Origin of the sequence: Microbacterium sp. cx-55 (assembly GCF_021117345.1) — a bacterium.
Classification (GTDB): Bacteria; Actinomycetota; Actinomycetes; order Actinomycetales; family Microbacteriaceae; genus Microbacterium.
Map to the genome: position 1 here is coordinate 2,300,637 of NZ_CP088261.1, position 24,922 is coordinate 2,325,558.

Sequence of the window (24,922 nt, forward strand, 5' to 3'; positions counted from 1 at the left end):
CGCCCTCCGCCGTCCGACGCGCCGCCCCGCAGACCCGCAGGCGCGCAGCCCGGCAGATGACGAAGAGCCCGGGGCGGTGGGCCCCGGGCTCTTCATCCGTGATCGTCAGGCCGCGTCGGCGAGCACGCTCACCGACGCCACGACCAGCTGACCGCCGACCGCATCCACCCGCACCGCGCCCCCGTCGCCGAGTTCGCCGCTCACGAGCAGGTCGGCGATGCGGTCATCGATCTGACGCTGGATGAGGCGGCGGAGCGGGCGCGCGCCGTACTCGGGCTCGTACCCGCGGTCGGCGAGCCAATCCACCGCCGACTCCGACACCTCGAACCCGATCTCGCGGGCTCCCAGTCGACCCTCGGTCGTGGTCAGCATGAGCGACACGATCTCGCGGAGCTGCGGGCGATCGAGCTTCCGGAACAGCACGATGTCGTCGATGCGGTTGAGGAACTCGGGCCGCATGGCCTCCCGCACCTTCGCCATGACGCGATCACGCAGGTCGCCCTCGGAACCGAACCCGGTGGCGCCGCCGCCGTCGGCGATGAAGCCGATGGCCCCCGACCGCGACGCGAGGAATTCGGCACCGATGTTCGAGGTCATCACGATGACCGTGTTGCGGAAGTCCACCGTGCGCCCCTGGCCGTCGGTCAGGCGCCCGTCGTCCAAGACCTGCAGCAGCAGGTTGAACACATCCGGGTGCGCCTTTTCGATCTCATCGAAGAGCACGACGGCGTAGGGATTCCGACGCACGCGTTCGGTCAGCTGTCCGGCCTCGTCGTATCCGACGTATCCGGGAGGAGCACCGACGAGCCGCGATACCGTGTGGCGCTCGCCGAACTCGCTCATGTCGAAGCGGATCACCGCGTTCTCATCGTCGAACAGCGACTGCGCGAGGGTCTTGGCGAGCTCGGTCTTCCCCACGCCGGTGGGGCCGAGGAACAGGAACGACCCGATCGGGCGGTGCGGATCGCCCATCCCGGTGCGATTGCGCCGCACCGATGTCGCGACGGCCGTGACGGCCGCATCCTGGCCGATGACGCGGTTGTGCAGCTCCTGCTCGAGAGTCGCGAGACGCTCGCGCTCGGACTCGGTGATCCGGTTCACGGGGATGCCGGTCGCCCGGCTGATGACCGCCGCGATCTGCGGTTCGTCGACGACCGCATCCGGGCGCTCGGACTGAACGCTCGTGGCCTCGTCGATCCGGCTGCGAACGCGCGTCATCTCATCTCGCAGGCGCGACGCCTCCTCGTACCGTTCGGCGGCGACGGCAGAGTTCTTCTCCGCCTCGAGCACCGCGAACTCCGCCATCAGCGCGGCCGTGTCGACCCCCGCGCCGAGGCGCAGGCGCAGACGCGCGCCGGCCTGGTCGATCAGGTCGATGGCCTTGTCGGGCAGCACGCGATCGGTGACGTAGCGGTCGCTGAGTTCGACGGCCGCGGCGAGCGCGGCATCCGTGTACGTGACACGGTGGTGCTCTTCGTACGCCGGCCGCAGGCCCTTCAGGATCTCCACGGCGTCCACGATCGACGGCTCACCGACCCGCACCGGCTGGAAGCGGCGTTCGAGCGCCGAGTCCTTCTCGATGACGCGGTACTCCTTGAGCGTCGTGGCGCCGATCAGGTGCAGGTCGCCGCGCGCGAGGCGCGGCTTGAGGATGTTGCCCGCGTCCATCGCGCCGTCGCCACCGGCGCCCGCACCGACGACGGTGTGCACCTCGTCGATGAACACGATGACGTCGCCGCGGAGGTCCGCGATCTCGTCCATCGTCTTGGTCAGGCGCTCTTCGAAGTCGCCGCGGTACCGCGCGCCGGAGAGCATGGCCGCGAGGTCGAGCGAGATGACCCGCTTTCCGCGCAGTTGCTCGGGCACGTCGTCGGCGACGATCGCGCGGGCGAGGCCCTCGACGATCGCGGTCTTGCCGACGCCCGCTTCACCGATCAGCACGGGGTTGTTCTTCGTGCGACGGCTGAGGATTTCCACGGTCTGCTCGATCTCGTCGGCCCGGCCGATCACCGGGTCGAGCTCCCCCGCGGCGGCGCGCGCCGTCAGGTCGTCGCCGTACGTGTCGAGCATCGTGGCGGCGCCGTCACGTGCCTCGGTCGCGTCCGTTCCCGGCGCGACGGGCTCCCGGAGTCCCTCGGTGAGGGCTTCGGCCGTCACGCCGGCGTCGGCGAGCACCCGGCCGGCCGGGCTGTCCTGCGCGAGCACGAGCGCGAAGAAGAGGTGCTCGGGATCGATGTAGGTCGACCCCGAGGAGCGTGCGACCTGGAAGGCGTGGAACAGCGCGCGTTGCACGGATGTGGTCAGCACGGCCGTGTCGACATCGGCCGCCGGCCCCTCCTGCGGGAGGCGCTCTTCGATCGAACGCTCGATCGCGTCCGGGTCGGAACCGACGCGAGCGACGGCCTCGCGGGCAGACGCGTGCTGGACGATGGCGTACAGAACATGCAGCACGTCGAGTTCGTGCTGACCGCGCGCGAGCGCGAAGCGTCCGGCGTCCTGAAGGATCTGCTGCGTACCCATGCTGAGGAACCGACTGAGGTCGATCGACCGCGCCGCGCGAGCCTGCTCGCCGCGCAGGTAGCGGCTGAGGAACTCGTCGAATGCGCTCTGGCCGTCGGTGTCGGACGGGCCCGTGACGTCTTCGGGCATGTATGCCTCCTGGGGGCAAGTGAGTGGGGGTGGCTCAACTATATTTTGCGTAGTTGAGCACGGTTCTATCAAGTTAAACGGTCCCGCGCTCGCGCTATTCCCAGATACTCTCGAATCCATCCCGCAGCCGGAGGACTCCCGATGACGCACGTCGAACATCCCCGCCGCGATGGCGTCGTGTCGGAGTTCTTCGCGGGAGTGCGCACCCTGCTCGGCGGCTTCGGATGGTGGCGCGTGCGACCGGGGCTCATGCTCCTCGGCCTCGTCCCCGCCGCCGTCGTGAGCCTGGTGCTCGCGGCGGCCCTCGTCACCCTGGGATTCTGGATCGCCCCGCTCGCCGAGACCCTCACCCCGTTCGCGAACGGGTGGGACGCGCCGTGGCCGTTCGTGGTCCGGATCGCCGCCGGCACCGCCGTGTTCGGCGCGGCGCTCCTGCTCTCCGCGACCCTGTTCACCGCGTTGACGCTCCTGATCGGCGAACCGTTCTACGACCGCATCTGGCGCGGCGTGGAAGCCGCGGAGGCGCCGGGCGAACCGCTCGACACGGACGGCGGCTTCTGGGCCGGGATCGCGGACGCCGCATCCCTCATCCTCCGCGGCATCCTGGCCGCGATCATCGCCTTCGCCGTCGGGCTGATCCCGTTCGTCGGCGGCGCGCTCGGTGCAATCACGGGCATCCTGCTGTCGGGCTGGATCCTCGCCGACGAACTGTCCGGACGAGCGCTCACCGCGCGCGGTATCGACCACCGCGCACGACGACGGATGCTGCGCGCACACCGTGCGCGCGCGTTCGGCTTCGGCGTCGCGACGCAGCTGTGCTTCCTCATCCCGCTGGGCGCCGTTCTGACCATGCCGGCGGCCGTGGTGGGAGCGACCCGGCTCGCGCGGGACGTGCGGCCGCCCGCATCCGCGATCCCCGGCGCCCCGCCGTCGTCGTCCTAGCGGTCACGAGACACGGAAGTGCGTCGAAGCGGATACGCTGGGGGCAGTCTTTGCGAAGGAGTTCCATGTTCATCGTGTCCCTGCTGCTGTTCCTGCTCGGGATGTTCGCGTTCGGCATCTCCTTCTCGCTCGAGGGATTCCAGGCGATCGTCTTCGTCTCCGGCATCCTGCTCATCTCGCTGGCGATGGCACTGCCGATCCACGTCCGCCGCGCTCGATAAGGACCGCGCGCGATAAGCGCCGCGCTCGATAAGAGCCGCGCCCGTCAGCTGCGTCCGCCGGGAGGGCCCGCGTTCAGCAGCACGACGTACGCGAGCACGACCAGCACGAACATCGCGATTCCGAACGCCCACGGGTGGTTCAGCAGCATCCGCAGAAGCCGGTCATGCCACCGCGCGTCGCGCGGGTCGGCGGTCTCCGTGCGGCGCCATTCGCCGCTCAGGCGTGATGTGCGGTGCAGCCAGAGCTCGGTAGGGATCGTCGCGTAAGGAATCACGGCGCTGCCGATGGCGAGGATCGCGGCACCCGCCGACCAGCGCTGATTCTTCGCGACGATGATCGCGGTCGCGCCGTAGGAGAGGAACACGAAGCCGTGGATCGCGCCGCCGATCGTGACCGCGATCGGCGCATCGGCCGTCGCACGGATGATCAGCCCCGCGATCAGAAGCGTCCAGGAGACGGCTTCGGCGATCGCGAGAGTACGGAACAGCGCCAGGGGCGTGCGGAACACGGGCATCCTCCACGGCGTCCGCGGGTCGGGTGCGATCGCCGCTCCCCACGCTAGCGGAGATAGCTTCAGTGTTCCTGAAGGTTCTCTCCGAACGGCGCTTCGTGCAGTCCCCGGAGTGCGGTCGTGAGTTCGGGCACACCCCCACCGAAGACCCGGTCGAGGGCCGCGAGCTGCTCATCGGCCGCCGCGAGAGCCTCGGTTCCCTTCTCGGTCACCCGGAGGTCGGAAGCAGAGCCGGCGTGCGCCATGACGTCCTCGACGAATCCCTCGGCGGCGAGCGCTTTGACCGCGGTGTGGGCGGTCTGCACCGTGATCTGCGAACGGCGCGCGAGCTCCGAGAACGAGATACCGGGCGTCGCCTGAACGTGGGCGAGCAGCCCGTACTTCCGGGTCGTGAGACCGAGGGGCTTGAGTGCGGCGTTGAGACGGCCGTCCCAGACAGAGGCGACCGTCAACAGCGAGATCACGGGACTGAAGGGAGGTCGCCGACCGGCGGCTTGCGCCTGCGGCGAGTCTGGCATCATCCCATGCTACCGGCGCGCCCGACCGCGGGCCGGGCAGTAGCGTGGACGGGTGACATTCTCCTTCGATGCCCTGCGACGCTGGCCCGACATCGAAGGGCCGGATCAGCTCGCGGTGGATGCGGCGGACCGCCTGATTCTCGACGAATCCGCCGCCGCCCGCGCTGATCTCCCCCGCACCGACATCGCTGTCATCGGCGACGGATACGGAGCGATGACCCTCGGAGCGGCCGACGCGGGCACGGACGGCGTCGTGCGCGTGCACCAGGACTCCCTGCTCGGCGAACGTGCGCTCGCAGCGAACGGGGAACGCACCGGACTCACGGATGCGGTCGCATCCGTTCCCCTCTCCCCGAGCTGCTGCGCGGCGCGCGCGTCGTCCTGCTCCGGCTGCCGAAGTCGCTCGATGAGCTGCGCGACATCGCGGGAGCCATCGCCGCACACGCGGCACCCGATGTCGTGGTCTTCGCCGGCGGCCGCCTGAAGCATATGTCGGTCGGCATGAACGCCGTCCTCGGTGAGAACTTCTCCCGCGTCGACGTGACCCACGCCCGACAGAAGTCGCGGGTGCTCATCGCTCAGGGCCCCCGGAACGGCCGCGACCCGGAACCCCGTCGCGCGACCCACGACGGGCTGGTCGTCTGCGGCTTCGGCGGCGTCTTCGCCGGCACGTCCATCGACATCGGCACGCGATTCCTGCTCGAGCATCTGCCCGAGACGATCCCCGCCGAGGGCCGAGTCGTCGACCTCGCTTGCGGGTCGGGTGTCGTCGCCGCGTGGCTGGCCCGGCGGCATCCGGAACTCTCCGTCTACGCGTCCGACCCGTCGGCGGTGGCCGTCGCCTCCGCCCGCGCAACGGCCGCCGCGAACGAGGCCGGCGATCGGATCACGGTCGTACGCGACGACGCGCTCTCCGCGCTCCCCGACTCGAGCGCGTCGTTCGTCGCCCTGAATCCGCCATTCCACTCCGGCACCGGGGTCGACACCAGGCTGGCCGCGCACCTGTTCGCGGATGCCGCACGGGCACTCCGGCCGGGCCGCGAGCTGTGGACCGTGTGGAACTCGGCGCTCCGCTACCGCGGTGAGCTCGAGCGGATCGTCGGCCCGACCCGGCAGATCGCGCGCAACGGCAAGTTCACCGTCACCGCATCCGTCGCCCGCTGATCCCGGCGCCCCTCGCCCCTCACCCAGCCGGCAGTCTCCCCTCCGCCTCTCTCCGCTGCGCCGCCTCCCTCCCCTCGCCGCTCCCCCCTCGCCGCTCCCCCCTCCGCCGCTCCCCCCCTCCGCGTCTCTCCCCCCTCGCTGCCTACCCGGCACCCAGCGCCCTTCACCCTCCACCCCATGTCCCACTTTTTGCCGCAATAGCGGTGCCAGAGCGGCAAAAGTTGGGACATGCTGCGCGAATAGTGGGACATGCCGACGCAGCAGTTCGGCAGGAGGTGGGTCAGCAGCCGGGGCCGGTGCCGGGCCAGGGGCCGGCGCCGGACCAGGGGCGGCGCCGGACCAGGGCCGGTGCCGGACCAGAGGCGGCGCCGGACCGGGGCGGGGCCGGACCGGCGCGCCGCCGGGATCAGCGGCCGAGGTGGATGCGGACGATCTCGGCGATCCTCGGCGGAACGGTCTCGTCCTGCAACGAAGTCGTGTCACCCAGCGGTCGGCCGTCGACGAGGTCGACGAGGAGTCGGCGCATGATCTTGCCGCTGCGGGTCTTCGGCAGGTCGGGCACCGTGAACACGAACTTCGGCTGCGCAACCGGGCCGATGGAGGTGCGGACGTGCCCGCGCAGCTCGGCGGCCTCACCATCGCCCGTCACGAACGCGGCGATCGCCTGGCCCGTGAGGTCGTCGGCCACCCCGACGACCGCCGCCTCGCCGACCTTCGGGTGCGCGACCAGAGCGGATTCGATCTCGATCGTCGACAGCCGGTGCCCCGAGACGTTGATGACGTCGTCGATGCGGCCGAGCACCCAGAGGTCACCGTCGTCGTCGAGCTTCGCCCCGTCTCCGGCGAGGAAGAATCCCTGATCCGCGAACCGCTTCCAGTACGAGTCGCGGTACCGCTCCGGGTTTCCCCAGACCGTGCGGGACATGCCCGGCCAGGTGCCGTCGATGACGAGCAGTCCCCCACCTCCCGGCCCGACGTCGCGTCCGTCCGCGTCGACCACGCGTACGGTCAGTCCGGGCAGCGCGGTGAGTGCCGATCCGGGCTTGAGCGTCGAGACTCCGGGCAGCGGCGCAGCGATCGCCCCGCCGGTCTCGGACTGCCACCAGGTATCGACGATCGGGGTTTCGCCACGACCGAGATACCGGTGGAACCACACCCAGGCCTCCGGGTTGATGGCTTCGCCGACCGTGCCGAGCAGGCGGATGTGCGACAGGTCGTATGACGCGGGCGGCCCACCGGGGTACCGGCTCATGAGCGAGCGGATGAGGGTCGGCGCCGTGTAGTACGTCGTGACGCCGTAGCGCTCGAGGATCTGGAAGTGCCGCTCCCACGACGGGGTGTCGGGAGTGCCCTCGTAGAGCACGCTCGTCATCCCGTTCAGCAGCGGCCCGTAGGTCTCGTAGCTGTGCGCCGTGACCCACGCGAGGTCGGCCGTGCACCAGTACACGTCGGTCTCGGGTTTTGCGTCGAATACGGCCCAGAACGTCCACGCGACGTGCGTCAGCCATCCGCCCGTCGTGTGCACGAGACCCTTGGGCTTTCCCGTCGTGCCGCTCGTATAGATGATGAAGAGCGGCGTCTCGGCGTCGAAGAACTCCGGTTCATGCACGTCGGATGCGCCGTCCACCACGTCGTGCCACCACACGTCGCGGCCCTCGGTCCACGGCACATCGTCGCCGGTGCGACGGATGACGAGCACGTGCTCGATCGACTCGACGCCCGCAACGGCCGCATCCGCCTGGTGCTTGACCGGCACGGCCTGGCCGCGGCGGAACTGTCCGTCGGTCGTGACGAGGAGCTTCGCGCCGGTGTCGTCCACTCGGAACCGCACGGCCTCCGCCGAGAATCCGCCGAAGACGAGCGAGTGGATGGCGCCGATGCGCGCGGTCGCGAGCTGGATGATGACCGTCTCGATGAGCACGGGCAGGTACACGACCACCCGGTCGCCCACGCCGACCCCGAGTGCCGTGAGCGCATTCGCCGTTTTGGCGACCTCGCTCTGCAGCTCGGCGTAGGTGATCGTGCGGCGGTCACCGCGCTCGCCCTCGAAGTGGAAGGCGACCCGGTCGCCGTGGCCCGCGGAAACGTGTCGATCGACGGCGTTGACGGATGCGTTCAGCTTTCCGCCGGCGAACCATTCCGCGGCCGGCACGCTGTCGCCATCCGTCGGCGTCCAGGAGTGCGCGGTGTGCCAGGGCTCCGCCCACTCGAGCGCGTCGGCCCGGTGGGTCCAGAACGTCTCCGCATCCTCGCCCGCGCGCTCGACCCATTCCCGGGTGATCCATTCCGGCGTGACGTTCGCCTGCGCGGTGAACGCGGCCGGCGGCGGGAACGTGCGTCGCTCCTCGAGGAGGCTGCGGATCGTGTCGTCGTGCGGGGCGTGCGCGGTCATGCTCGGCTTCCGGGTCGGGGGCGGTTCCGGTGGTGGTGCGTCCGGCCCGGACGCTGCGACGCGACGCGGGTCCGGGCTGTGCTTCCAGCATCCGGGGTCGTCCCGCAGGACCCAAAACGGGTGACGACGTGTGACGCCCACCCCGCCCCGCCCGCATCCACTCGCCCCGCACTCGCGCGTCGCGAGATTCGGAGATGCGACGAGATTCGGAGGGTTTTCGCGCGAAGCCTCCGAATCCGGTGACATCTCCGAATCCCGTGACGGCGACGGCGCCGCAGACACAGCCCCAGACACAGACGCGTGCACGTGCACGAAGGACGCCGCAGACGACACACGGATGCTGCTCTAGCCTGGGCGCATGAGCACGCACAGAGTGGTGGCCCCCGACCTCACCGGCGCGGAGAAGCCCAAGGGCCCGGCGTCGTACTTTCCGAGCATCGAGAAGACCTACGGTCGGCCGGTGCAGGAGTGGCTGGATGTGGTGGTCGAACAACTCGATGCGGGCAAGACCCACATGGCCGTCGTCACGTCACTGAAGGACGATCACGGTCTCGGCCACGGGCACGCGAACGCGATCGTCGCCTACGCGAAGGCTGCGCTCGCGAAGAGCTGAGGCCGCGGTGGCCTGTCGGCGCGACGGCGCGGGCCGCTAGGCTCCGGGCATGATGGCAAGTCTCGGTGGATGGCACATTCTGATCCTGCTCGGCTACGTTCTGGTGATCGCACTCATCGTCGTGGTGGCGGCACTCGCCGTCCGCTGGGCCGTCCTGTCGGCGCTGAAGGCGCACACGAGATGGGTCGACGCGGGGAAACCGTGATCGTCGCGGCGCGTGGTTCGAACGCCGGTCAGCGTCGCCGGATCGCGGCCGCGATGCCCACCGCGCACGTGAAGACGAACAGGCCGATGAGGCCGGCGAGGAAGTACACGACTTCGAGGGTTTCCCTGTCCACAGGGCCAGAGTAGAAGTCCCGCAGACAACACAGATGGGGCGGATGATGAACATCCGCCCCTTCTGTGTTGCTCGACTCAGAAGTCCCAGTCGTCGTCTTCCGTCGCCTCGGCCTTGCCGATGACGTAGGACGAACCCGACCCGCTGAAGAAGTCGTGGTTTTCATCAGCGTTCGGCGACAGGGCCGAGAGGATCGCCGGGTTCACGTTCGTGACCGTGGCGGGGAACATCGCCTCGAAGCCCAGGTTCATCAGGGCCTTGTTCGCGTTGTAGTGCAGGAACTTCTTGACGTCCTCGGTCAGGCCGACCGCGTCGTAGAGGTCCTGCGTGTACTGCACCTCGTTGTCGTAGAGCTCGTAGAGCAGCGAGAACGTGTAGTCCTTGATCTCGTCGCGCTCGGGCTGGGTGAGCTGCTCCATGCCCTTCTGGAACTTGTACCCGATGTAGTAGCCGTGCACCGACTCGTCACGAATGATGAGGCGGATGATGTCGGCCGTGTTCGTGAGCTTCGCCTTCGCCGACCAGTGCAGCGGCAGGTAGAAGCCCGAGTAGAACAGGAACGACTCGAGCAGGGTCGACGCGACCTTGCGCTTGAGCGGCTCGTCGCCACGGTAGTAGTCCATGACGATGTGCGCCTTCTTCTGAAGGTTCTCGTTCTCGGACGACCAGCGGAACGCGTCATCGATCTCGGGCGTCGAGGCGAGCGTCGAGAAGATCGACGAGTAGCTCTTCGCGTGCACCGACTCCATGAAGGCGATGTTCGTGTACACCGCCTCTTCGTGAGGGGTGATCGCATCCGGGATCAGCGACACCGCGCCGACCGTGCCCTGGATGGTGTCGAGGAGCGTGAGCCCTGTGAACACCCGCATCGTGAGCGTCTGCTCGTCGGGCGTCAGCGTGTTCCACGACTGGATGTCGTTGGACAGCGGCACCTTCTCGGGCAGCCAGAAGTTGTTCACCAGGCGGTTCCAGACCTCGAGGTCCTTGTCGTCCTGGATGCGGTTCCAGTTGATCGCCTGGACGGCGGTCAACAGCTTGAGCTTCTCGGTCATCGTTCCTTCTCGCAGTTCGCAGCGACCGTCAGAGCATGCAGCTGACGCACTCGGACATGTCAGTGCCCTCGAGCGCCATCTGCCGCAGGCGGATGTAGTAGATCGTCTTGATGCCCTTGCGCCAGGCGTAGATCTGGGCCTTGTTGATGTCGCGCGTGGTCGCGGTGTCCTTGAAGAAGAGCGTCAGCGACAGACCCTGGTCGACGTGCTGGGTGGCCGCGGCGTACGTGTCGATGACCTTCTCGTAGCCGATCTCGTACGCGTCCTGGTAGTACTCCAGGTTCTCGTTCGTCATGAACGGAGCCGGGTAGTAGACGCGACCGAGCTTGCCTTCCTTGCGGATCTCGATCTTCGAGGCGATCGGGTGGATCGAGCTCGTCGAGTTGTTGATGTACGAGATCGATCCGGTCGGCGGCACGGCCTGCAGGTTCTGGTTGTAGATGCCGTGCTTCTGGATCGAGGCCTTCAGCTCGGCCCAGTCGCCCTGGGTCGGGATGTGGTGACCGGCGAACAGTTCCTGCACGCGTGCGGTCTGCGGCACCCACTCCTGCTCGAGGTACTTGTCGAAGAACTCCCCCGACGCGTAGGTCGAGTCGGCGAAGCCGTCGAAGGCGTGTCCGCGCTCGATGGCCAGCGCGTTCGACGCCTTCAGCGCGTGGAACAGCACGGTGTAGAAGTAGATGTTCGTGAAGTCGATGCCCTCTTCGGAGCCGTAGTGCACGTGCTCGCGCGCCAGGTATCCGTGCAGGTTCATCTGACCGAGGCCGATGGCGTGCGAACGGTCGTTGCCGTCTTCGATCGAGCGCACCGAGCGGATGTGGCTCTGCTCGCTCACCGCGCTGAGCGCCCGGATGGCGGTGCTCACGGTGCCACTGAGGTCGCCGCCGTCCATCGCGAGGGCGATGTTCATCGAACCGAGGTTGCAGGAGATGTCCTTGCCGATCTCGGCGTAGGAGAGGTCTTCGTTGTAGGTCGTCGGCGTGTTCACCTGCAGGATCTCGCTGCAGAGGTTCGACATGTTGATCCGGCCCTTGATGGGGTTGGCCTTGTTCACCGTGTCTTCGAACATGATGTACGGGTAGCCGGACTCGAACTGGATCTCGGCGAGCGTCTGGAAGAACTCGCGGGCGTTGATCTTCGTCTTCTTGATGCGCGCGTCGTTGACCATCTCGCGGTACTTCTCAGTGACCGAGATGTCGCCGAACGGCACTCCGTAGACCTTCTCCACGTCGTACGGGGAGAAGAGGTACATGTCTTCGCCGTTCTTGGCGAGTTCGAACGTGATGTCGGGGATGACGACACCGAGCGACAGCGTCTTGATACGGATCTTCTCGTCGGCGTTCTCACGCTTGGTGTCGAGGAACTTCATGATGTCGGGGTGGTGGGCCGAGAGGTACACCGCACCGGCACCCTGACGCGCTCCGAGCTGGTTCGCGTAGCTGAAGCTGTCTTCGAGGAGCTTCATGACGGGGATGATGCCGCTGGACTGGTTCTCGATCTGCTTGATCGGCGCACCCGACTCGCGGATGTTCGACAGGAGCAGCGCCACGCCGCCGCCGCGCTTGGAGAGCTGCAGCGCGGAGTTGATGCCGCGGGCGATCGACTCCATGTTGTCTTCGATGCGGAGCAGGAAGCAGGAGACGAGCTCGCCGCGCTGCGCTTTGCCCGTGTTCAGGAAGGTCGGCGTGGCCGGCTGGAAGCGGCCCGAGATGATCTCATCGACGAGCTGCAGCGCGAGCTTCTGGTCGCCGTCGGCGAGGCCGAGCGCCGTCATCACGACGCGATCCTCGAAGCGCTCGAGGTAGCGCTTTCCGTCGAACGTCTTCAGCGTGTAGCTCGTGTAGTACTTGAAGGCGCCGAGGAAGGTCTCGAAGCGGAACTTCTTTCCGTACGCGAAGTCGTTGATCTGCTGGATGAAGTCGATCGGGTACTTGGCGAGCACACCGGGCTCGTAGTACTCCTTCTCGACGAGGTAGTCGAGACGCTCCTGCAGGGAGTGGAAGAACACGGTGTTCTGGTTCACGTGCTGCAGGAAGTACTCCTGAGCCGCGCGCTTGTCGGCGTCGAACTGGATCTGCCCGTTCGCGTCGTAGAGGTTGAGCATCGCGTTGAGGGAGTGGTAATCGAGCCCCTCGAAGCGGGCATCGGACTTGAAGCCCGTGTCGGTCAGTACTGCTTCCACCATCGTTCTAATCCTTCGCTGATGCGTTCGACGTCTTCTGGCGTGCCGAAAAGTTCGAGCCGGTACAAGTGCGGCACACGGCACTTGCGGCTGATGATGTCTCCGGCGAGGCAGTAGGCCGCGCCGAAGTTCGTGTTGCCTGCGGAGATGACTCCCCGGATGAGGTTCCGGTTCTGCTCTCCGTTGAGGAACCGGATCACCTGTTTCGGTACCGCACCCTTCTCCTCACCGCGTCCTTGGCCGCCCCCGTAGGTGGGGGTGACCAGAACGAACGGCTCGTCGATGACGGGCACGGGGTCGGTGGGACGGAGCGGGATCCGCACCGCCCGCTTCCCGAGCTTCTCGATGAAACGCGCCGTGTTACCCGACACGCTCGAGAAGTAGACCAGGAGCGGGGTGGTGGAGCGGTCGCCCGTCCCCTCGGAGGCAACCGCGCCGACGTGGTCTGCGACAGCGGTTGCCATTACTCAGACCAGCCGGGATGCCAGCTCGTCGATCTTGTCGGGACGGAAGCCCGACCAGTGGTCCTCGTCCGTGATGACGACGGGGGCCTGCAGGTAGCCGAGGGCCTTGACCTGCTCGAGGGCCGCGGGGTCCTCGGAAAGGTCCAGAACGTTGTACTCGATGCCCTTGGAGTCCAGTGCGCGGTAGGTCGCGGTGCACTGCACGCAGGAAGGCTTGGTGTAGACGGTGATAGCCATGTGAACCGGTCTTCTCCCTTCGGTGATGAAGATGTTCCGGCTGTGGTGCTGCCGGGACCTCAATACTACATATGGGTACGGGTGCCCGGAAGCACCACAAGGGGTAGTAGTTACATCGGTGTCATTTTCCACCGTTGTCCCCATCTACAACACAGGTTTTCCACCGTTTCATCCACAGGCGACGGCGTGTCGCGGACCCTGTGAAATCGCAGATCCAGGGCCCGATCGCTCCTTTTTCGAGAAGTAATCCACAGGTCCGACGCTACGCCGGGCCACCGACATCCGAATTCTGACCCCGCCCACGTCTCGGCGTGTCGCAGCGGTGTCCGCGGGGTGTCCTCGTGGTGTCCGCCCGTGCCGCTCGGCGGCGGGCACGGCGGCGCGATACCGTTGTGCAGTGGCGGGCTATCGGGATCTCTTACGTACTCCGGGCGTCGGGCGAATCATCGCCGCCCAGCTGACGGCCCGGTTCCCCAACGGCATGACCAGCCTCGGCATCCTGCTCCACATCGAGTTCGTCACCGGCTCGTACGGTGCGGCCGGACTCGTGCTCGCGGCGACCTCGGTCGGACAGGCCATCGCCGGGCCCGTCACGAGCCGTTGGATGGGCCTCTGGGGCATGCGGAAGGTCATCACGCTCACGATGTTCGTGTGCGCGGCGGCGATCGCCGCGATCGCGCTCATCACGATGGAACTGCCGGGGTACATGGCGCTCGGGTTCATCGCCGGACTGTCCACTCCCCCGATCCAGTCCGCCGCGCGGACGATCTACCCGAAGCTCGTGAACTCCCGCCAGCTCACCCCTCTCTACTCGCTCGACGCGTCGCTGCAGGAGATCATCTGGATCCTGGCGCCCGTCGTCATCACCCTCGTGGCCACCCAGGTCGGCACCTGGGAGTCCCTCATCCTCATCGTGGTGATCCTGATCGGGGGCGGCGCCTGGTTCGTGCTCTCCCCCGAGGTCGGCCGCGTCCGCATCCCGCGCAGCAAGCGCCGATTCGGCAAGGTGCTGGCGCGCCCCACCGTCCTGCTCGCCACCGTCATCGGGCTCCTCCTCATCGGCGCCTGCTCGGCGGTCGAGGCCGGCGTCGTCGCGACCTTCGGCCACGGGGGCCTCGAAGCCGGTCTCGTGCTGGCGATCTTCTCCGTCGGCAGCCTCGCCGGCGGCCTCTCCTTCGGACACATCCCGATGGGGCCGTGGGCGATGGCGCGGCGGATGACGATCGTCGCGGTCGGACTCGCCCTCACCATGATCTCGCTCGATGTCTGGTGGCTGAGCGGCACGCTCTTCCTCGCCGGCATCGGAATCGCTCCGGCCCTCGCCGTGCTGTTCGCGATCACGTCCGCGAGCGTCAAGTTCAGCGACACCGCCGAGGCGTACGGCTGGGTGGGCACCGGGCAGCTGATCGGCGCGGCCGCGGGCTCCGCCGTCGCCGGGTTCCTCATCGACGGGGTCGGCCCCCAGGGCGCCTACATCGCCGCCGCGGTCTTCGGCGTCGCGGGCGTCATCGTCTCGGTCGTCTTCGTCCGCGGCTTCCCCGATCTCCGCCACCGGGATCCGAGCCCCATCCCCGACACCGAGCCGACTCACATCATCACCTGACCGCCTTTCGTCGATCGCACTTTCCGGAAGGAACGGAGGGGAGCGAGGATGCGGCGGGGCCCGTCACAGCGCGCAACACGCACGGCGCAGCCCATCGGGTTCGGCTCTACGCTCGAGGTATGCCCGCTTCCGTCGTCCTGCCCCGTCTCGCCTGGGGAAGTCCTGCCGCCGACCGTCATGCGCTGCTGATCCACGGCCTCGGCTCGTCCGCCGCCCTGATGTGGCGCTACGGCACGGCTCTGGCTGAAGACGGCTGGTACGCCGTCGCCGTCGATCTGCGCGGTCACGCGCAGGCGCCGCGCGCGCTCGATTACTCGATCGCGGCGTACGCCGCCGACGTTGCCGCCACGACCTCCGAGCGCGCAAACCCGTGGGATCTCGTCATCGGGCACTCTCTGGGAGGCGCCGCCGCCGTTCGCGCGTCGGCCGATCACCCGGACTGGACCGCGCGGCTCATCCTCGTCGACCCCGCACTCCATCTCCTGCCCGCCGACCGCGAGATCGTGCGCAACAGCCAGGAGGCCGCGTTCGCCGATCCGACGCCCGAAGCGGTGCGCGCCCAGCATCCGCGCTGGCACCCGCAAGACATCGAACTCAAGGCGACCGCGGCGCAGCAGGCCAGCGTGTGGGCGGTCGAGCAGACCAACGAGCAGAACCCGCAGTGGGACGAGCGCGACGCCGCTGCGCGCCTCGCGGTGCCGACCCACGTGCTCGGATCCGACCCGGCCGTCTACAGCATCTTCACCGGCGGCACCGCCGCGGAGGTGCTCGCCTCGAACGACCGCATCACGATGTCGATCGTGGAAAAGGCGGGCCACTCGCCGCACCGGGATCGCCCGGCCGCCACCGTCGCCGCGCTCCGGAAGGCGCTCGCATGACGTTCGACGCGGCCCGGTATCTTCCCGACGATCTGCTCGAACGCATCCGCTCGCGCGCGGCCGGCGTCGATCGCGACAACGTCTTCCCGGAGGACGACCTGCGCGAACTCCGCGACGCCGGTTACCTCTCCATCCTCGTGCCCGCCGACCGCGGAGGTGCGGGGCTAAGTCTGGCCGAAGCATCCGTTCTCCAGCAGCGCCTCGCGACGGCGGCGCCCGCCACGGCGCTCGCGATCAACATGCACCTCGTCTGGACCGGGGTCGCGAAGGTTCTGCGCGATCGCGGCATCGACGACCTCGCGTTCGTGCAGACCGGGTCGGTCGCCGGCGAAGTCTTCGCCTTCGGCATCAGCGAGGCCGGCAACGACCTGGTGCTGTTCGGCAGCGGAACGGATGCGGTCCCCCGCGCCGACGGCTCGTACGCCTTCACGGGCACGAAGATCTTCACGTCTCTCTCCCCCGTCTGGACGCAGCTCGGCCTGCACGGGTTGGATACGACATCGCCGGATGGCCCCCAGCTCGTGTACGCCTTCGTGCCGCGGAGCGACGCCGTCGTGACGCGCGATGACTGGGACACGGTCGGAATGCGCGGCACCCAGTCTCGGACGACGGAGCTCCACGGCGCCGTCGCGCCCGCCGAGCGCGTGGTGCGCCGGATCACCCCCGGGCCGAACCCCGATCCGATCGTCTTCGGAATCTACAGCGTCTTCGAGATCCTCGTGGCGTCGGTCTACACGGGGATCGCGCGACGCGCCCTCGACCTCGCCGTCGATGCCGCACGCACCCGCCGGTCGAAGAAGACCGGGCGGGCGTACAGCCAGGACGGCGACATTCGCTGGCGGGTGGCGGAGATGGCCCTCGCCTACGACGCCCTCGGCCCGCAGCTCGACGCCCTCGCCCACGACGTGGATGCGGCGACCGATCACGGTCCGCGCTGGTTCTCGCTGCTCGCCGGCCTGAAGCACCGCGCTACCGCCACGGCCAAGCAGGTCGTCGACGAAGCCATCCTCGTCGCCGGGGGGTCGTCGTACTTCTCTTCGAATGAGCTCGGGCGCCTCTACCGAGACGTGCTCGCCGGCGCTTTCCACCCCTCCGACCCCGAGTCGGCGCACGCGACCGTCGCGTCCGCCTGGCTCGGTCCGCTCGACGAACAGGAGTCGCGATGACCGCGATCGACAGCATCCGACTCGGCGACGATCTCGTCGTCAGCGCCCTCGGTTACGGCGCCATGAGCCTCAGCGATGTCTACGGCCCGGTGGACGACGAGACGGCTCTCGCGACGCTGACGCACGCCGTGGACCGGGGGCTCACGTTCGTCGACACCGCCAACATCTACGGGGCCGGCCGAAGTGAGCGGACCATCTCGCGCCTGATCGCCACCCGTCGCGACGACATCGTCCTCGCCACGAAGTTCGGCATCGACGGCGGACGGATCGGACGACGCGGGATCCGCGGCGACGCCGCCTACGTGCACGAGCAGATCGATGCGAGCCTGCAACGGCTCGGAACCGACCACGTCGACCTCTACTACCAGCACCGCGTCGACCCGAACGTACCGATCGAGGAGACGGTCGGCGCGATGGCCGAGCTCGTCGCAGCGGGCAAGGTCCGCCATCTCGGGTTGTCCGAAGCGACGGCCGACGAGATCCGGCGGGCCCACGCCGTGCATCCGATCGCTGCCGTGCAGACCGAGTGGAGTGTCGTCAGTCGCGACGTCGAGCTCTCGGTCGTGCCGACCGTGGCAGAGCTGGGTATCGGTTTCGTGCCGTATTCGCCGCTCAGCCGCGCGTGGCTGACCGACGGCTTCGCCCCAGAACAGATCGGCGACGGCGACGGCCGGCCGAAGTTCCCGCGGTTCCTCCCCGAGAATCTGGCCGCCAACGCTCCGCTTCGCGCCGACTATCTCTCGATCGCCGCACGGCACGACCTCACCGGCGCCCAGCTCGCGCTCGCCTGGCTCTACACGCGCGCAGACGCGATCGGGGTCTCGATCGCACCGATTCCCGGATCCCGGTTCGCCTCGCACGTGGACGAGTGGATCCCGGCGGTCGCGGTGAGACTGGATGCGGCCGCCATGCAGGAGCTCGACGGTGTCGCCGGCCGGATCGCGGGCAACCGCAGTTTCGACCCGAACTGGACGAGTCAGCGCGGCGACCTGGTCGGCTGACGTCGAGCGGTTACTTGCCGGAGAAGTCGAACGCTTTCAGTAGCTCCGCGACCGCTTGGTCGCGGTCCTCTCCACCCGCGTCGAACATCTCGGTCACGTGGGTGCGGAGGTGGTTCTCGAGCAGCAGCTTGTTCAGCGACTCGAGCGAACGTTGGATGGCGCGGGACTGCGTGATGACATCCATGCAGTAGTCCTCGGCCTCGATCATCTTCGAGAGGCCCCGCAACTGCCCCTCGAGGATACTGGTGCGGTGGAGCGCGCGCTTCTTGATGTCGTCGATCACGCGTTCAGAGTACGCCGTGCGAGGATGGCCGAATGGCCCGCACACCGATGGCTCTGCTGAGCGCCGCAGACCAGGAACGCGCACGCGGACTGCGTCTGATGAAGGGCATCGCTCTCGGCGCGCTGATCGCCCTCGCGGTCGTCTTCGTGATCGCCTTCTCCCTGCAGGGGCGCTTTCCCTGGCTCGCGTACGTCCGTGCGGCGGCCGAGGGCGGAATGGTCGGTGCGCTCGCGGACTGGTTCGCCGTCACGGCGCTCTTCCGACGCCCCCTCGGACTGCCGATCCCGCACACCGCGATCATCCCGACCCGCAAGAACGAGATCGGCCGCACGCTCGGGGAGTTCGTCGAGACGAATTTCCTTTCCGGCGACGTCATCCGCGCCCGGCTCTCCGCGACCCCGATCGCCGCGCGTCTCGGCGAGTGGCTGCGCACCCCCGAGCACGCCGAACGCGTCGCCTCGGAGGCCGCGACCATCATCGCGAACGTCCTCGAGGCACTCAGCGACGAAGACGTGCAGGACGTCATCACCGACCTCGCCCGCGAACACCTGATCGTCCCCGAATGGGGCCCGCCCCTCGGGGGCTGGCTCGAGCGGCTCGTCGCGACCGGCGCGCATCACCAGGCCGTCGACCTCGCCGCCGACAGCATCGGCACGTGGCTCGAGTCGAACCGCGACGCGTTCGCCGGGCTCCTGTCGCGCCGGCTGCCGTCGTGGGTACCGTCGATGGTGCACAACCTGATCGACGAAGCCGCCTATCACGAGGCCGTGAAGTTCACCGCGGCGGTGCGCGCCGACCCGGAGCACCGCGCGCGTCTCGCGATCGACACGTACCTCGAGCGCCTCGCCGATAACCTTCAGCACGACCCCGAGACGATCGGACGCTTCGAGGACGCCAAGACGACGGTCTTCGATTCGCCGCGCGTGCGGGAGCTCGCCGCAGACGCGTGGACGACCGCGAAGAACGGTCTCGTCACGGCTCTCCACGACGAAGACAGCGGCCTGCGCCGCCGGGGCGCCGCGGCGCTCGCGGAGATCGGCGATCGCCTGGTCACCGATGAGACCGTGCAGCGCCGGGTCGATGGCTGGGTGACGGATGCGGCGGTCTTCCTCGTCGAGCGCTACCGCCACGACATCGCGTCGGTCATCACCGACACGGTCGAGCGCTGGGACGCGGCGGAGACCAGCGAGAAGATCGAGCTCATGGTCGGGCGGGATCTCCAGTACATCCGCCTGAACGGCACGATCGTCGGATCTCTCGCCGGACTTCTGATCTTCACGGTCGCGCACGCGATCTTCGGCGCGTAAGGCGATAGCGTGAGCGCGTGCCCGGCTCCGCAGACCAGCTGCTCTTCGCATACGGCACGCTTCTGCGCCCGACCACGCAGCTCGATGTCTTCGGGCGGCTGGTTCACGCCGACGACGACATCCTCCCCGGGTACGCGCTGCGCTACTGCGACGGCGAAGATCCCCGGGCCGCGGACCCTGCGGCGCACACGGTTCTCCCCCTCCTCCGTCCGACCGGCAGTGAGCTCGACAAGGTGCCCGGACAGCTGTTACATCTGAGTCCGGACGAGCTCGATGCGGCCGACGAGTTCCAGGTGCCGTTGTACCGGCGCGCACGCGTGACGGTGGCCAGCGGGCGTCGGGCCTGGCTCTATCTCCGCAGACCGGAGGCGACCGCATGATCGAACTGACGATCGCCCGGCACGCGGATGCGGCCTGGGGATCCGCCACGCAGACCGATCACGACCGGCCGCTGAGCGCGAAAGGACGACGTGACGCCGCCCGGATGGCGACCGTCCTGCAAGAGCAGTCGCCGCACGCGTGTCGAGTCATCTGCAGCACCGCCGTCCGCGCCCGCGACACGGCGGCGGTCTATGCGCACGCGCTGGGGGTTGCCCTCGAGGAGGACGAGCGACTCTACGGCGCCGAACCGGACGCCCTCCTGGCGGTCGCGGGAGGAAGCGGCACCGACCGCATCCTGCTCGTGGCACACGATCCGGGGCTCAGCTCTCTGGCCTTCGCTCTGACCGGTACGGTCACGGGGATGCCGACCGCGGCGATCCTCCACCTCCAGTGGGCGTCGGCCACCTGGGCCGAGGCGCTCGGACGCTCACCGGATTCCTGGTCGTTCGACCACCCGTCACGCTGAGGGCGTCAGCCGGCGGCGATGATCTCTCCGTGGGGCATGAGGAACCATCCGTCGGGCGCTTCGGCCCACGCTCGCCATCCCGCGGCGATGCGTTCCAGCCCGGCCCGATCGGTGACCCCGAGTTCGACGGCGTGCTGAGCGAAAGACGACTCCAGGGCACGCTCCGCCCAGAGACCGCCCCACCACGCGCGGTCCTCGTCGTTCTCGAACAACCAGAGCGATGCGGATGCGGTGATCTCGGAGAAGCCGGCCTCGCGCGCCCAGGACTTCAGCTTGCGCCCCGCGGACGGGTCGCCCGCGACGAGCCGGTGTACGCGCAGGTAGACGTCGTGCCACTCGGCGAGGGCCGGCAGGAGCGGGTACCAGATCACTCCCTCGTAGTCGACGTCGCGCGCGGCGACGACACCGTCACCGACGACCCGTCGGAACTCGCGCAGAGCGTCGACGGGCCGGGCGAGGTGCTGCAGGACCTGGTGGGCGTGCACGATGTCGAACGATGCATCGGCGTGCGACAGCGCGTAGGCGTCGTCGGTGTCGAAGGTCACGTTGCCGACGTGCTCGGATGCGGCGTACGCGCGTGCGCGTGCCACAACATCGGCTGCGGCGTCGATACCGATGACCTCTGCCGGCGCCACGCGCCGAGCGATGTCGACCGTGATCGTGCCGGGGCCGGCGCCCACGTCGAGCACTCGCGCGCCGGGAACGAATCGGCTCTCCACATACGCAGCGGAGTTGTCGACGGTGCGCCACTCGTGTGCGCGAAGCACGCTGGCGTGGTGTCCGTGGGTGTAGCTATCGGCCATGAACCGAGACTAAGCGAGCGGGGGATGCCGCTCGCTCATGTGACGAAAACGCAAAAACGGGCATTGTCGCGCGATGATCGCGTAACAATGCCCGTCGGCAGGAACACTCCTTCTGGAGGGTGTCCGTAACGCAGGAAAGGCCACCCGTCACTGGGTGGCCTTTACTGTTTTGTGAAAAGAAGTCCGGCGGTGTCCTACTCTCCCACAGGGTCCCCCCTGCAGTACCATCGGCGCTGAGAGGCTTAGCTTCCGGGTTCGGAATGTGACCGGGCGTTTCCCTCTCGCTATGGCCGCCGAAACACTATTGATGTTTCAGTCTGCATAACAACAGTATTGTGTTGTTCTGCGGTTCTCGACCGTACATCGAGAACCACTCAGTGGACGCGTAGCACCATAAACGGTGTGTTATCAAGTCATCGGCTTATTAGTACCAGTCAGCTGCACACGTTACCGTGCTTCCACATCTGGCCTATCAACCCAGTAGTCTGGCTGGGAGCCTCTCACCCGAAGGTATGGAAGTCTCATCTTGAGGCCGGCTTCCCGCTTAGATGCTTTCAGCGGTTATCCATCCCGAACGTAGCTAATCAGCGGTGCTCCTGGCGGAACAACTGACACACCAGAGGTTCGTCCAACCCGGTCCTCTCGTACTAGGGTCAGATCCTCTCAAACTTCCTACGCGCGCAGCGGATAGGGACCGAACTGTCTCACGACGTTCTAAACCCAGCTCGCGTACCGCTTTAATGGGCGAACAGCCCAACCCTTGGGACCTACTCCAGCCCCAGGATGCGCGAGCCGACATCGAGGTGCCAAACCATGCCGTCGATATGGACTCTTGGGCAAGATCAGCCTGTTATCCCCGAGGTACCTTTTATCCGTTGAGCGACAGCGCTTCCACAAGCCACTGCCGGATCACTAGTCCCGACTTTCGTCCCTGCTCGACCTGTCAGTCTCACAGTCAAGCTCCCTTGTGCACTTACACTCGCCACCTGATTGCCAACCAGGTTGAGGGAACCTTTGGGCGCCTCCGTTACTTTTTGGGAGGCAACCGCCCCAGTTAAACTACCCACCATGCACTGTCCCTGAACCGGATTACGGTTCGAAGTTAGATATCCAGAGTGACCAGAGTGGTATTTCAACAACGACTCCACATTCACTAGCGTGAACGCTTCACAGTCTCCCACCTATCCTACACAAGCCACACCGAACACCAATACAAAGCTATAGTAAAGGTCACGGGGTCTTTCCGTCCTGCTGCGCGTAACGAGCATCTTTACTCGTAATGCAATTTCGCCGAGTTCGCGGTTGAGACAGTTGGGAAGTCGTTACGCCATTCGTGCAGGTCGGAACTTACCCGACAAGGAATTTCGCTACCTTAGGATGGTTATAGTTACCACCGCCGTTTACTGGGGCTTAAATTCAGAGCTTCGCTTGCGCTAACCCCTCCTCTTAACCTTCCAGCACCGGGCAGGCGTCAGTCCGTATACATCGTCTTGCGACTTGGCACGGACCTGTGTTTTTAGTAAACAGTCGCTACCCACTAGTCTCTGCGGCCTCCAAACGCTTTCGGAGCAAGTCCTTATACGTCGAAGGCCCCCCTTCTCCCGAAGTTACGGGGGCATTTTGCCGAGTTCCTTAACCACGATTCTCTCGATCTCCTTGGTATTCTCTACCTGACCACCTGAGTCGGTTTGGGGTACGGGCAGCTAGAACCTCGCGTCGATGCTTTTCTTGGCAGCATAGGATCACCCACTTTTTATCCGCATCGTGTCTCAGCCTTAACGAGTGACGGATTTGCCTATCACTCGGCCTACGCACTTGCACCAGGACTACCATCGCCTGGCTTGGGCTACCTTCCTGCGTCACACCTGTTAATACGCTAACCGCACCAGAACGGGGTCGAGCGTTAGACCGGCCGGCATCCCCGAAGGGATCCACTCAGCCGGGTTAGGACTCTTAGCACCACTGGATTAGCTTGGGCGGTTCTTCGCCGGTACGGGAATATCAACCCGTTGTCCATCGACTACGCCTGTCGGCCTCGCCTTAGGTCCCGACTTACCCAGGGAAGATTAGCTTGACCCTGGAACCCTTGGTCTTTCGGAGGACGTGTTTCTCACACGTCTTTCGCTACTCATGCCTGCATTCTCACTCGTGTAGCCTCCACGGCTGGTTCACACCGCCGCTTCGCTGGCCACACGACGCTCTCCTACCCATCAACACGGCTGGACCACGAAGGCCTACCAAAAATGTCAATGCCACAACTTCGGTGGCGTGCTTGCCCCGTTACATTGTCGGCGCGGAATCACTTGACCAGTGAGCTATTACGCACTCTTTCAAGGGTGGCTGCTTCTAAGCCAACCTCCTGGTTGTCAAAGCAACTCCACATCCTTTCCCACTTAGCACGCGCTTAGGGACCTTAGTTGGTGGTCTGGGTTGTTTCCCTCTCGACTATGAAGCTTATCCCCCACAGTCTCACTGCTGCGCTCTCACTTACCGGCATTCGGAGTTTGGCTGACGTCAGTAACCTTGTAGGGCCCATCGGCCATCCAGTAGCTCTACCTCCGGCAAGAAACACGCAACGCTGCACCTAAATGCATTTCGGAGAGAACCAGCTATCACGAAGTTTGATTGGCCTTTCACCCCTATCCACAGCTCATCCCCTCAGTTTTCAACCTAAGTGGGTTCGGTCCTCCACGACGTCTTACCGTCGCTTCAACCTGGCCATGGATAGATCACTTCGCTTCGGGTCTAGGACACGCGACTGAATCGCCCTATTCAGACTCGCTTTCGCTACGGCTACCCCACACGGGTTAACCTCGCCACGTATCGCTAACTCGCAGGCTCATTCTTCAAAAGGCACGCTGTCACCCCTACTAAGGAGGCTCCAACGGTTTGTAAGCAAACGGTTTCAGGTACTATTTCACTCCCCTCCCGGGGTACTTTTCACCTTTCCCTCACGGTACTTGTCCGCTATCGGTCATCTGGGAGTATTTAGGCTTATCAGGTGGTCCTGACAGATTCACACGGGATTTCTCGGGCCCCGTGCTACTTGGGATACTCTTCACGCCAAGGCAAGGCATTTCGACTACGGGGTTCGCACCCTCTATGACCAGCCATTCAAGACTGTTCGTCTATACCTTCTTGTCACGTCGACCACTCGGCAGAATGATCAAAAAAGTCCCACAACCCCCAACATGCAACGCCTGCCGGCTATCACACACGCTAGGTTTAGCCTGATCCGGTTTCGCTCGCCACTACTAACGGAATCGCGGTTGCTTTCTCTTCCTGTGGGTACTGAGATGTTTCACTTCCCCACGTTCCCTCTACCCGCCCTATATATTCAGGCGGGAGTCACTAGGTCGGCACGCCGCCCAGCGGGGTTTCCCCATTCGGACACCCTCGGATCAAAACTTGCTTATCAGTTCCCCGAGGCTTATCGCAGATTGCTACGTCCTTCTTCGGCTCCAGATGAAGGCATCCACCGTTTGCTCTTAAAGACTTGAAATCACATGAGTTTAAATCGTTCTCGACCGAACCCCGAAAGGTCCAGCATGAAATTGACTAATGATCTTTAAGATCATCTATAAGAACCGGTCAAAGACCGGTTCAAAGATGCTCGCGTCCACTGTGTAGTTCTCAAAGTACGGGCGGTACCTCCCCCACCAGCACCAAGTGACAAGCAGAAAAGGCCCAGAAGTCCCAGTCACACACCCAAAAGTGTGCACCCGGTCCCTCAGGACCCAACAGCGTGCAT

Annotated in this window: 21 protein-coding genes, 2 rRNA genes and 1 pseudogene; 12 read left to right on the top strand and 12 right to left on the bottom strand. The window is 66.3% G+C overall.

Features of this window, described 5'->3' with window-relative positions:
- Positions 1-105: 105 nt before the first annotated feature.
- Entirely contained in the window at positions 106-2,649 is a 2,544-nt protein-coding gene (locus LQ938_RS10830; protein WP_223720581.1) for an ATP-dependent Clp protease ATP-binding subunit, read from the bottom strand.
- A gap of 141 nt (positions 2,650-2,790) precedes the next feature.
- Between LQ938_RS10830 and LQ938_RS10835 the strand changes: the two genes are divergently transcribed.
- Entirely contained in the window at positions 2,791-3,591 is an 801-nt protein-coding gene (locus LQ938_RS10835; RefSeq protein WP_223720580.1) for an EI24 domain-containing protein, read from the top strand.
- 65 nt (positions 3,592-3,656) lie between these two features.
- A complete protein-coding gene (locus LQ938_RS10840; RefSeq protein WP_223720579.1) occupies positions 3,657-3,812 on the top strand; it encodes a hypothetical protein in 156 nt (51 codons plus the stop codon).
- 44 nt (positions 3,813-3,856) lie between these two features.
- On the opposite strand, the gene LQ938_RS10845 is transcribed toward LQ938_RS10840, so the two are convergent.
- Complete coding sequence (locus tag LQ938_RS10845; protein ID WP_223720578.1) at positions 3,857-4,321, bottom strand: DUF3817 domain-containing protein; 465 nt, start codon at positions 4,319-4,321, stop codon at positions 3,857-3,859.
- 65 nt (positions 4,322-4,386) lie between these two features.
- Complete coding sequence (locus tag LQ938_RS10850; RefSeq protein ID WP_223720577.1) at positions 4,387-4,842, bottom strand: MarR family winged helix-turn-helix transcriptional regulator; 456 nt, start codon at positions 4,840-4,842, stop codon at positions 4,387-4,389.
- 52 nt (positions 4,843-4,894) lie between these two features.
- Here LQ938_RS10850 and LQ938_RS10855 point away from each other — a divergent pair.
- Positions 4,895-6,006, top strand: a pseudogene (locus LQ938_RS10855) (class I SAM-dependent methyltransferase).
- Positions 6,007-6,412: 406 nt separating this feature from the next.
- On the opposite strand, the gene acs reads toward LQ938_RS10855, so the two are convergent.
- Positions 6,413-8,398, bottom strand: coding sequence for an acetate--CoA ligase (gene acs, locus LQ938_RS10860; RefSeq protein WP_223720576.1), 1,986 nt, complete (start codon positions 8,396-8,398; stop codon positions 6,413-6,415).
- A gap of 358 nt (positions 8,399-8,756) precedes the next feature.
- On the opposite strand from acs, the gene LQ938_RS10865 reads away from it, so the two are divergent.
- Together LQ938_RS10865 and LQ938_RS10870 are read left to right on the top strand one after the other, a co-directional pair.
- Positions 8,757-9,011: a DUF4287 domain-containing protein gene (locus LQ938_RS10865; RefSeq protein ID WP_223720575.1), complete on the top strand. Its 255-nt coding sequence runs from the start codon at positions 8,757-8,759 to the stop codon at positions 9,009-9,011.
- Between the two features lie 49 nt (positions 9,012-9,060).
- Positions 9,061-9,216 carry a hypothetical protein gene (locus LQ938_RS10870; RefSeq protein WP_223720574.1) on the top strand — a complete coding sequence of 52 codons (156 nt, stop codon included), beginning with the start codon at positions 9,061-9,063 and terminating at the stop codon, positions 9,214-9,216.
- Positions 9,217-9,425: 209 nt separating this feature from the next.
- Here LQ938_RS10870 and nrdF read toward each other — a convergent pair whose 3' ends face one another.
- Genes nrdF through nrdH form a run of 4 tightly spaced genes read right to left on the bottom strand, consistent with a single transcriptional unit; the run spans position 9,426 to position 13,283 of the window.
- Positions 9,426-10,400 carry a class 1b ribonucleoside-diphosphate reductase subunit beta gene (gene nrdF, locus LQ938_RS10875; protein WP_223720573.1) on the bottom strand — a complete coding sequence of 325 codons (975 nt, stop codon included), beginning with the start codon at positions 10,398-10,400 and terminating at the stop codon, positions 9,426-9,428.
- A 28-nt stretch (positions 10,401-10,428) separates the two neighbouring features.
- Positions 10,429-12,585, bottom strand: a complete 2,157-nt coding sequence (nrdE, locus tag LQ938_RS10880) for a class 1b ribonucleoside-diphosphate reductase subunit alpha (RefSeq protein WP_223720572.1) — start codon at positions 12,583-12,585, stop codon at positions 10,429-10,431.
- Positions 12,567-13,046: a class Ib ribonucleoside-diphosphate reductase assembly flavoprotein NrdI gene (gene nrdI, locus LQ938_RS10885; protein ID WP_223720571.1), complete on the bottom strand. Its 480-nt coding sequence runs from the start codon at positions 13,044-13,046 to the stop codon at positions 12,567-12,569. Before nrdI ends, nrdE begins: the two co-directional genes overlap by 19 nt.
- Before the next feature lie 3 nt (positions 13,047-13,049).
- A complete protein-coding gene (nrdH, locus tag LQ938_RS10890; protein ID WP_223720570.1) occupies positions 13,050-13,283 on the bottom strand; it encodes a glutaredoxin-like protein NrdH in 234 nt (77 codons plus the stop codon).
- A gap of 397 nt (positions 13,284-13,680) precedes the next feature.
- On the opposite strand from nrdH, the gene LQ938_RS10895 reads away from it, so the two are divergent.
- The 4 genes from LQ938_RS10895 to LQ938_RS10910 all read left to right on the top strand — a co-directional run bounded on the left by LQ938_RS10895 (position 13,681) and on the right by LQ938_RS10910 (position 17,931).
- Complete coding sequence (locus LQ938_RS10895) at positions 13,681-14,886, top strand: MFS transporter (RefSeq protein WP_223720569.1); 1,206 nt, start codon at positions 13,681-13,683, stop codon at positions 14,884-14,886.
- A 119-nt stretch (positions 14,887-15,005) separates the two neighbouring features.
- Positions 15,006-15,764: an alpha/beta fold hydrolase gene (locus tag LQ938_RS10900; RefSeq protein WP_223720568.1), complete on the top strand. Its 759-nt coding sequence runs from the start codon at positions 15,006-15,008 to the stop codon at positions 15,762-15,764.
- On the top strand, positions 15,761-16,930 hold the full coding sequence (locus tag LQ938_RS10905) for an acyl-CoA dehydrogenase family protein (protein ID WP_223720567.1): 1,170 nt from the start codon (positions 15,761-15,763) through the stop codon (positions 16,928-16,930). Before LQ938_RS10900 ends, LQ938_RS10905 begins: the two co-directional genes overlap by 4 nt.
- Positions 16,927-17,931, top strand: coding sequence for an aldo/keto reductase (locus tag LQ938_RS10910; RefSeq protein WP_223720566.1), 1,005 nt, complete (start codon positions 16,927-16,929; stop codon positions 17,929-17,931). Before LQ938_RS10905 ends, LQ938_RS10910 begins: the two co-directional genes overlap by 4 nt.
- Before the next feature lie 10 nt (positions 17,932-17,941).
- Here the strand turns inward: LQ938_RS10910 and LQ938_RS10915 are convergent, their stop codons facing one another.
- A complete protein-coding gene (locus LQ938_RS10915; protein ID WP_223720565.1) occupies positions 17,942-18,214 on the bottom strand; it encodes a metal-sensitive transcriptional regulator in 273 nt (90 codons plus the stop codon).
- 32 nt (positions 18,215-18,246) lie between these two features.
- Between LQ938_RS10915 and LQ938_RS10920 the strand changes: the two genes are divergently transcribed.
- The 3 genes from LQ938_RS10920 to LQ938_RS10930 are packed head-to-tail and all read left to right on the top strand — an operon-like array spanning position 18,247 to position 20,368.
- Positions 18,247-19,521, top strand: coding sequence for a DUF445 domain-containing protein (locus tag LQ938_RS10920; RefSeq protein ID WP_223720564.1), 1,275 nt, complete (start codon positions 18,247-18,249; stop codon positions 19,519-19,521).
- Positions 19,522-19,538: 17 nt separating this feature from the next.
- A complete protein-coding gene (locus LQ938_RS10925) occupies positions 19,539-19,901 on the top strand; it encodes a gamma-glutamylcyclotransferase family protein (protein WP_223720563.1) in 363 nt (120 codons plus the stop codon).
- Positions 19,898-20,368, top strand: a complete 471-nt coding sequence (locus LQ938_RS10930) for a SixA phosphatase family protein (protein WP_223720562.1) — start codon at positions 19,898-19,900, stop codon at positions 20,366-20,368. The genes LQ938_RS10925 and LQ938_RS10930 overlap by 4 nt, the downstream gene beginning before the upstream one ends.
- Positions 20,369-20,373: 5 nt before the next feature.
- Here the strand turns inward: LQ938_RS10930 and LQ938_RS10935 are convergent, their stop codons facing one another.
- From LQ938_RS10935 to LQ938_RS10945, 3 genes are all read right to left on the bottom strand, one after another.
- Positions 20,374-21,171: a methyltransferase domain-containing protein gene (locus tag LQ938_RS10935; protein ID WP_223720561.1), complete on the bottom strand. Its 798-nt coding sequence runs from the start codon at positions 21,169-21,171 to the stop codon at positions 20,374-20,376.
- Positions 21,172-21,352: 181 nt separating this feature from the next.
- Positions 21,353-21,469, bottom strand: a 5S ribosomal RNA gene (rrf, locus tag LQ938_RS10940).
- Positions 21,470-21,575: 106 nt separating this feature from the next.
- Positions 21,576-24,673 (bottom strand): 23S ribosomal RNA (locus LQ938_RS10945).
- Positions 24,674-24,922 lie beyond the last annotated feature (249 nt).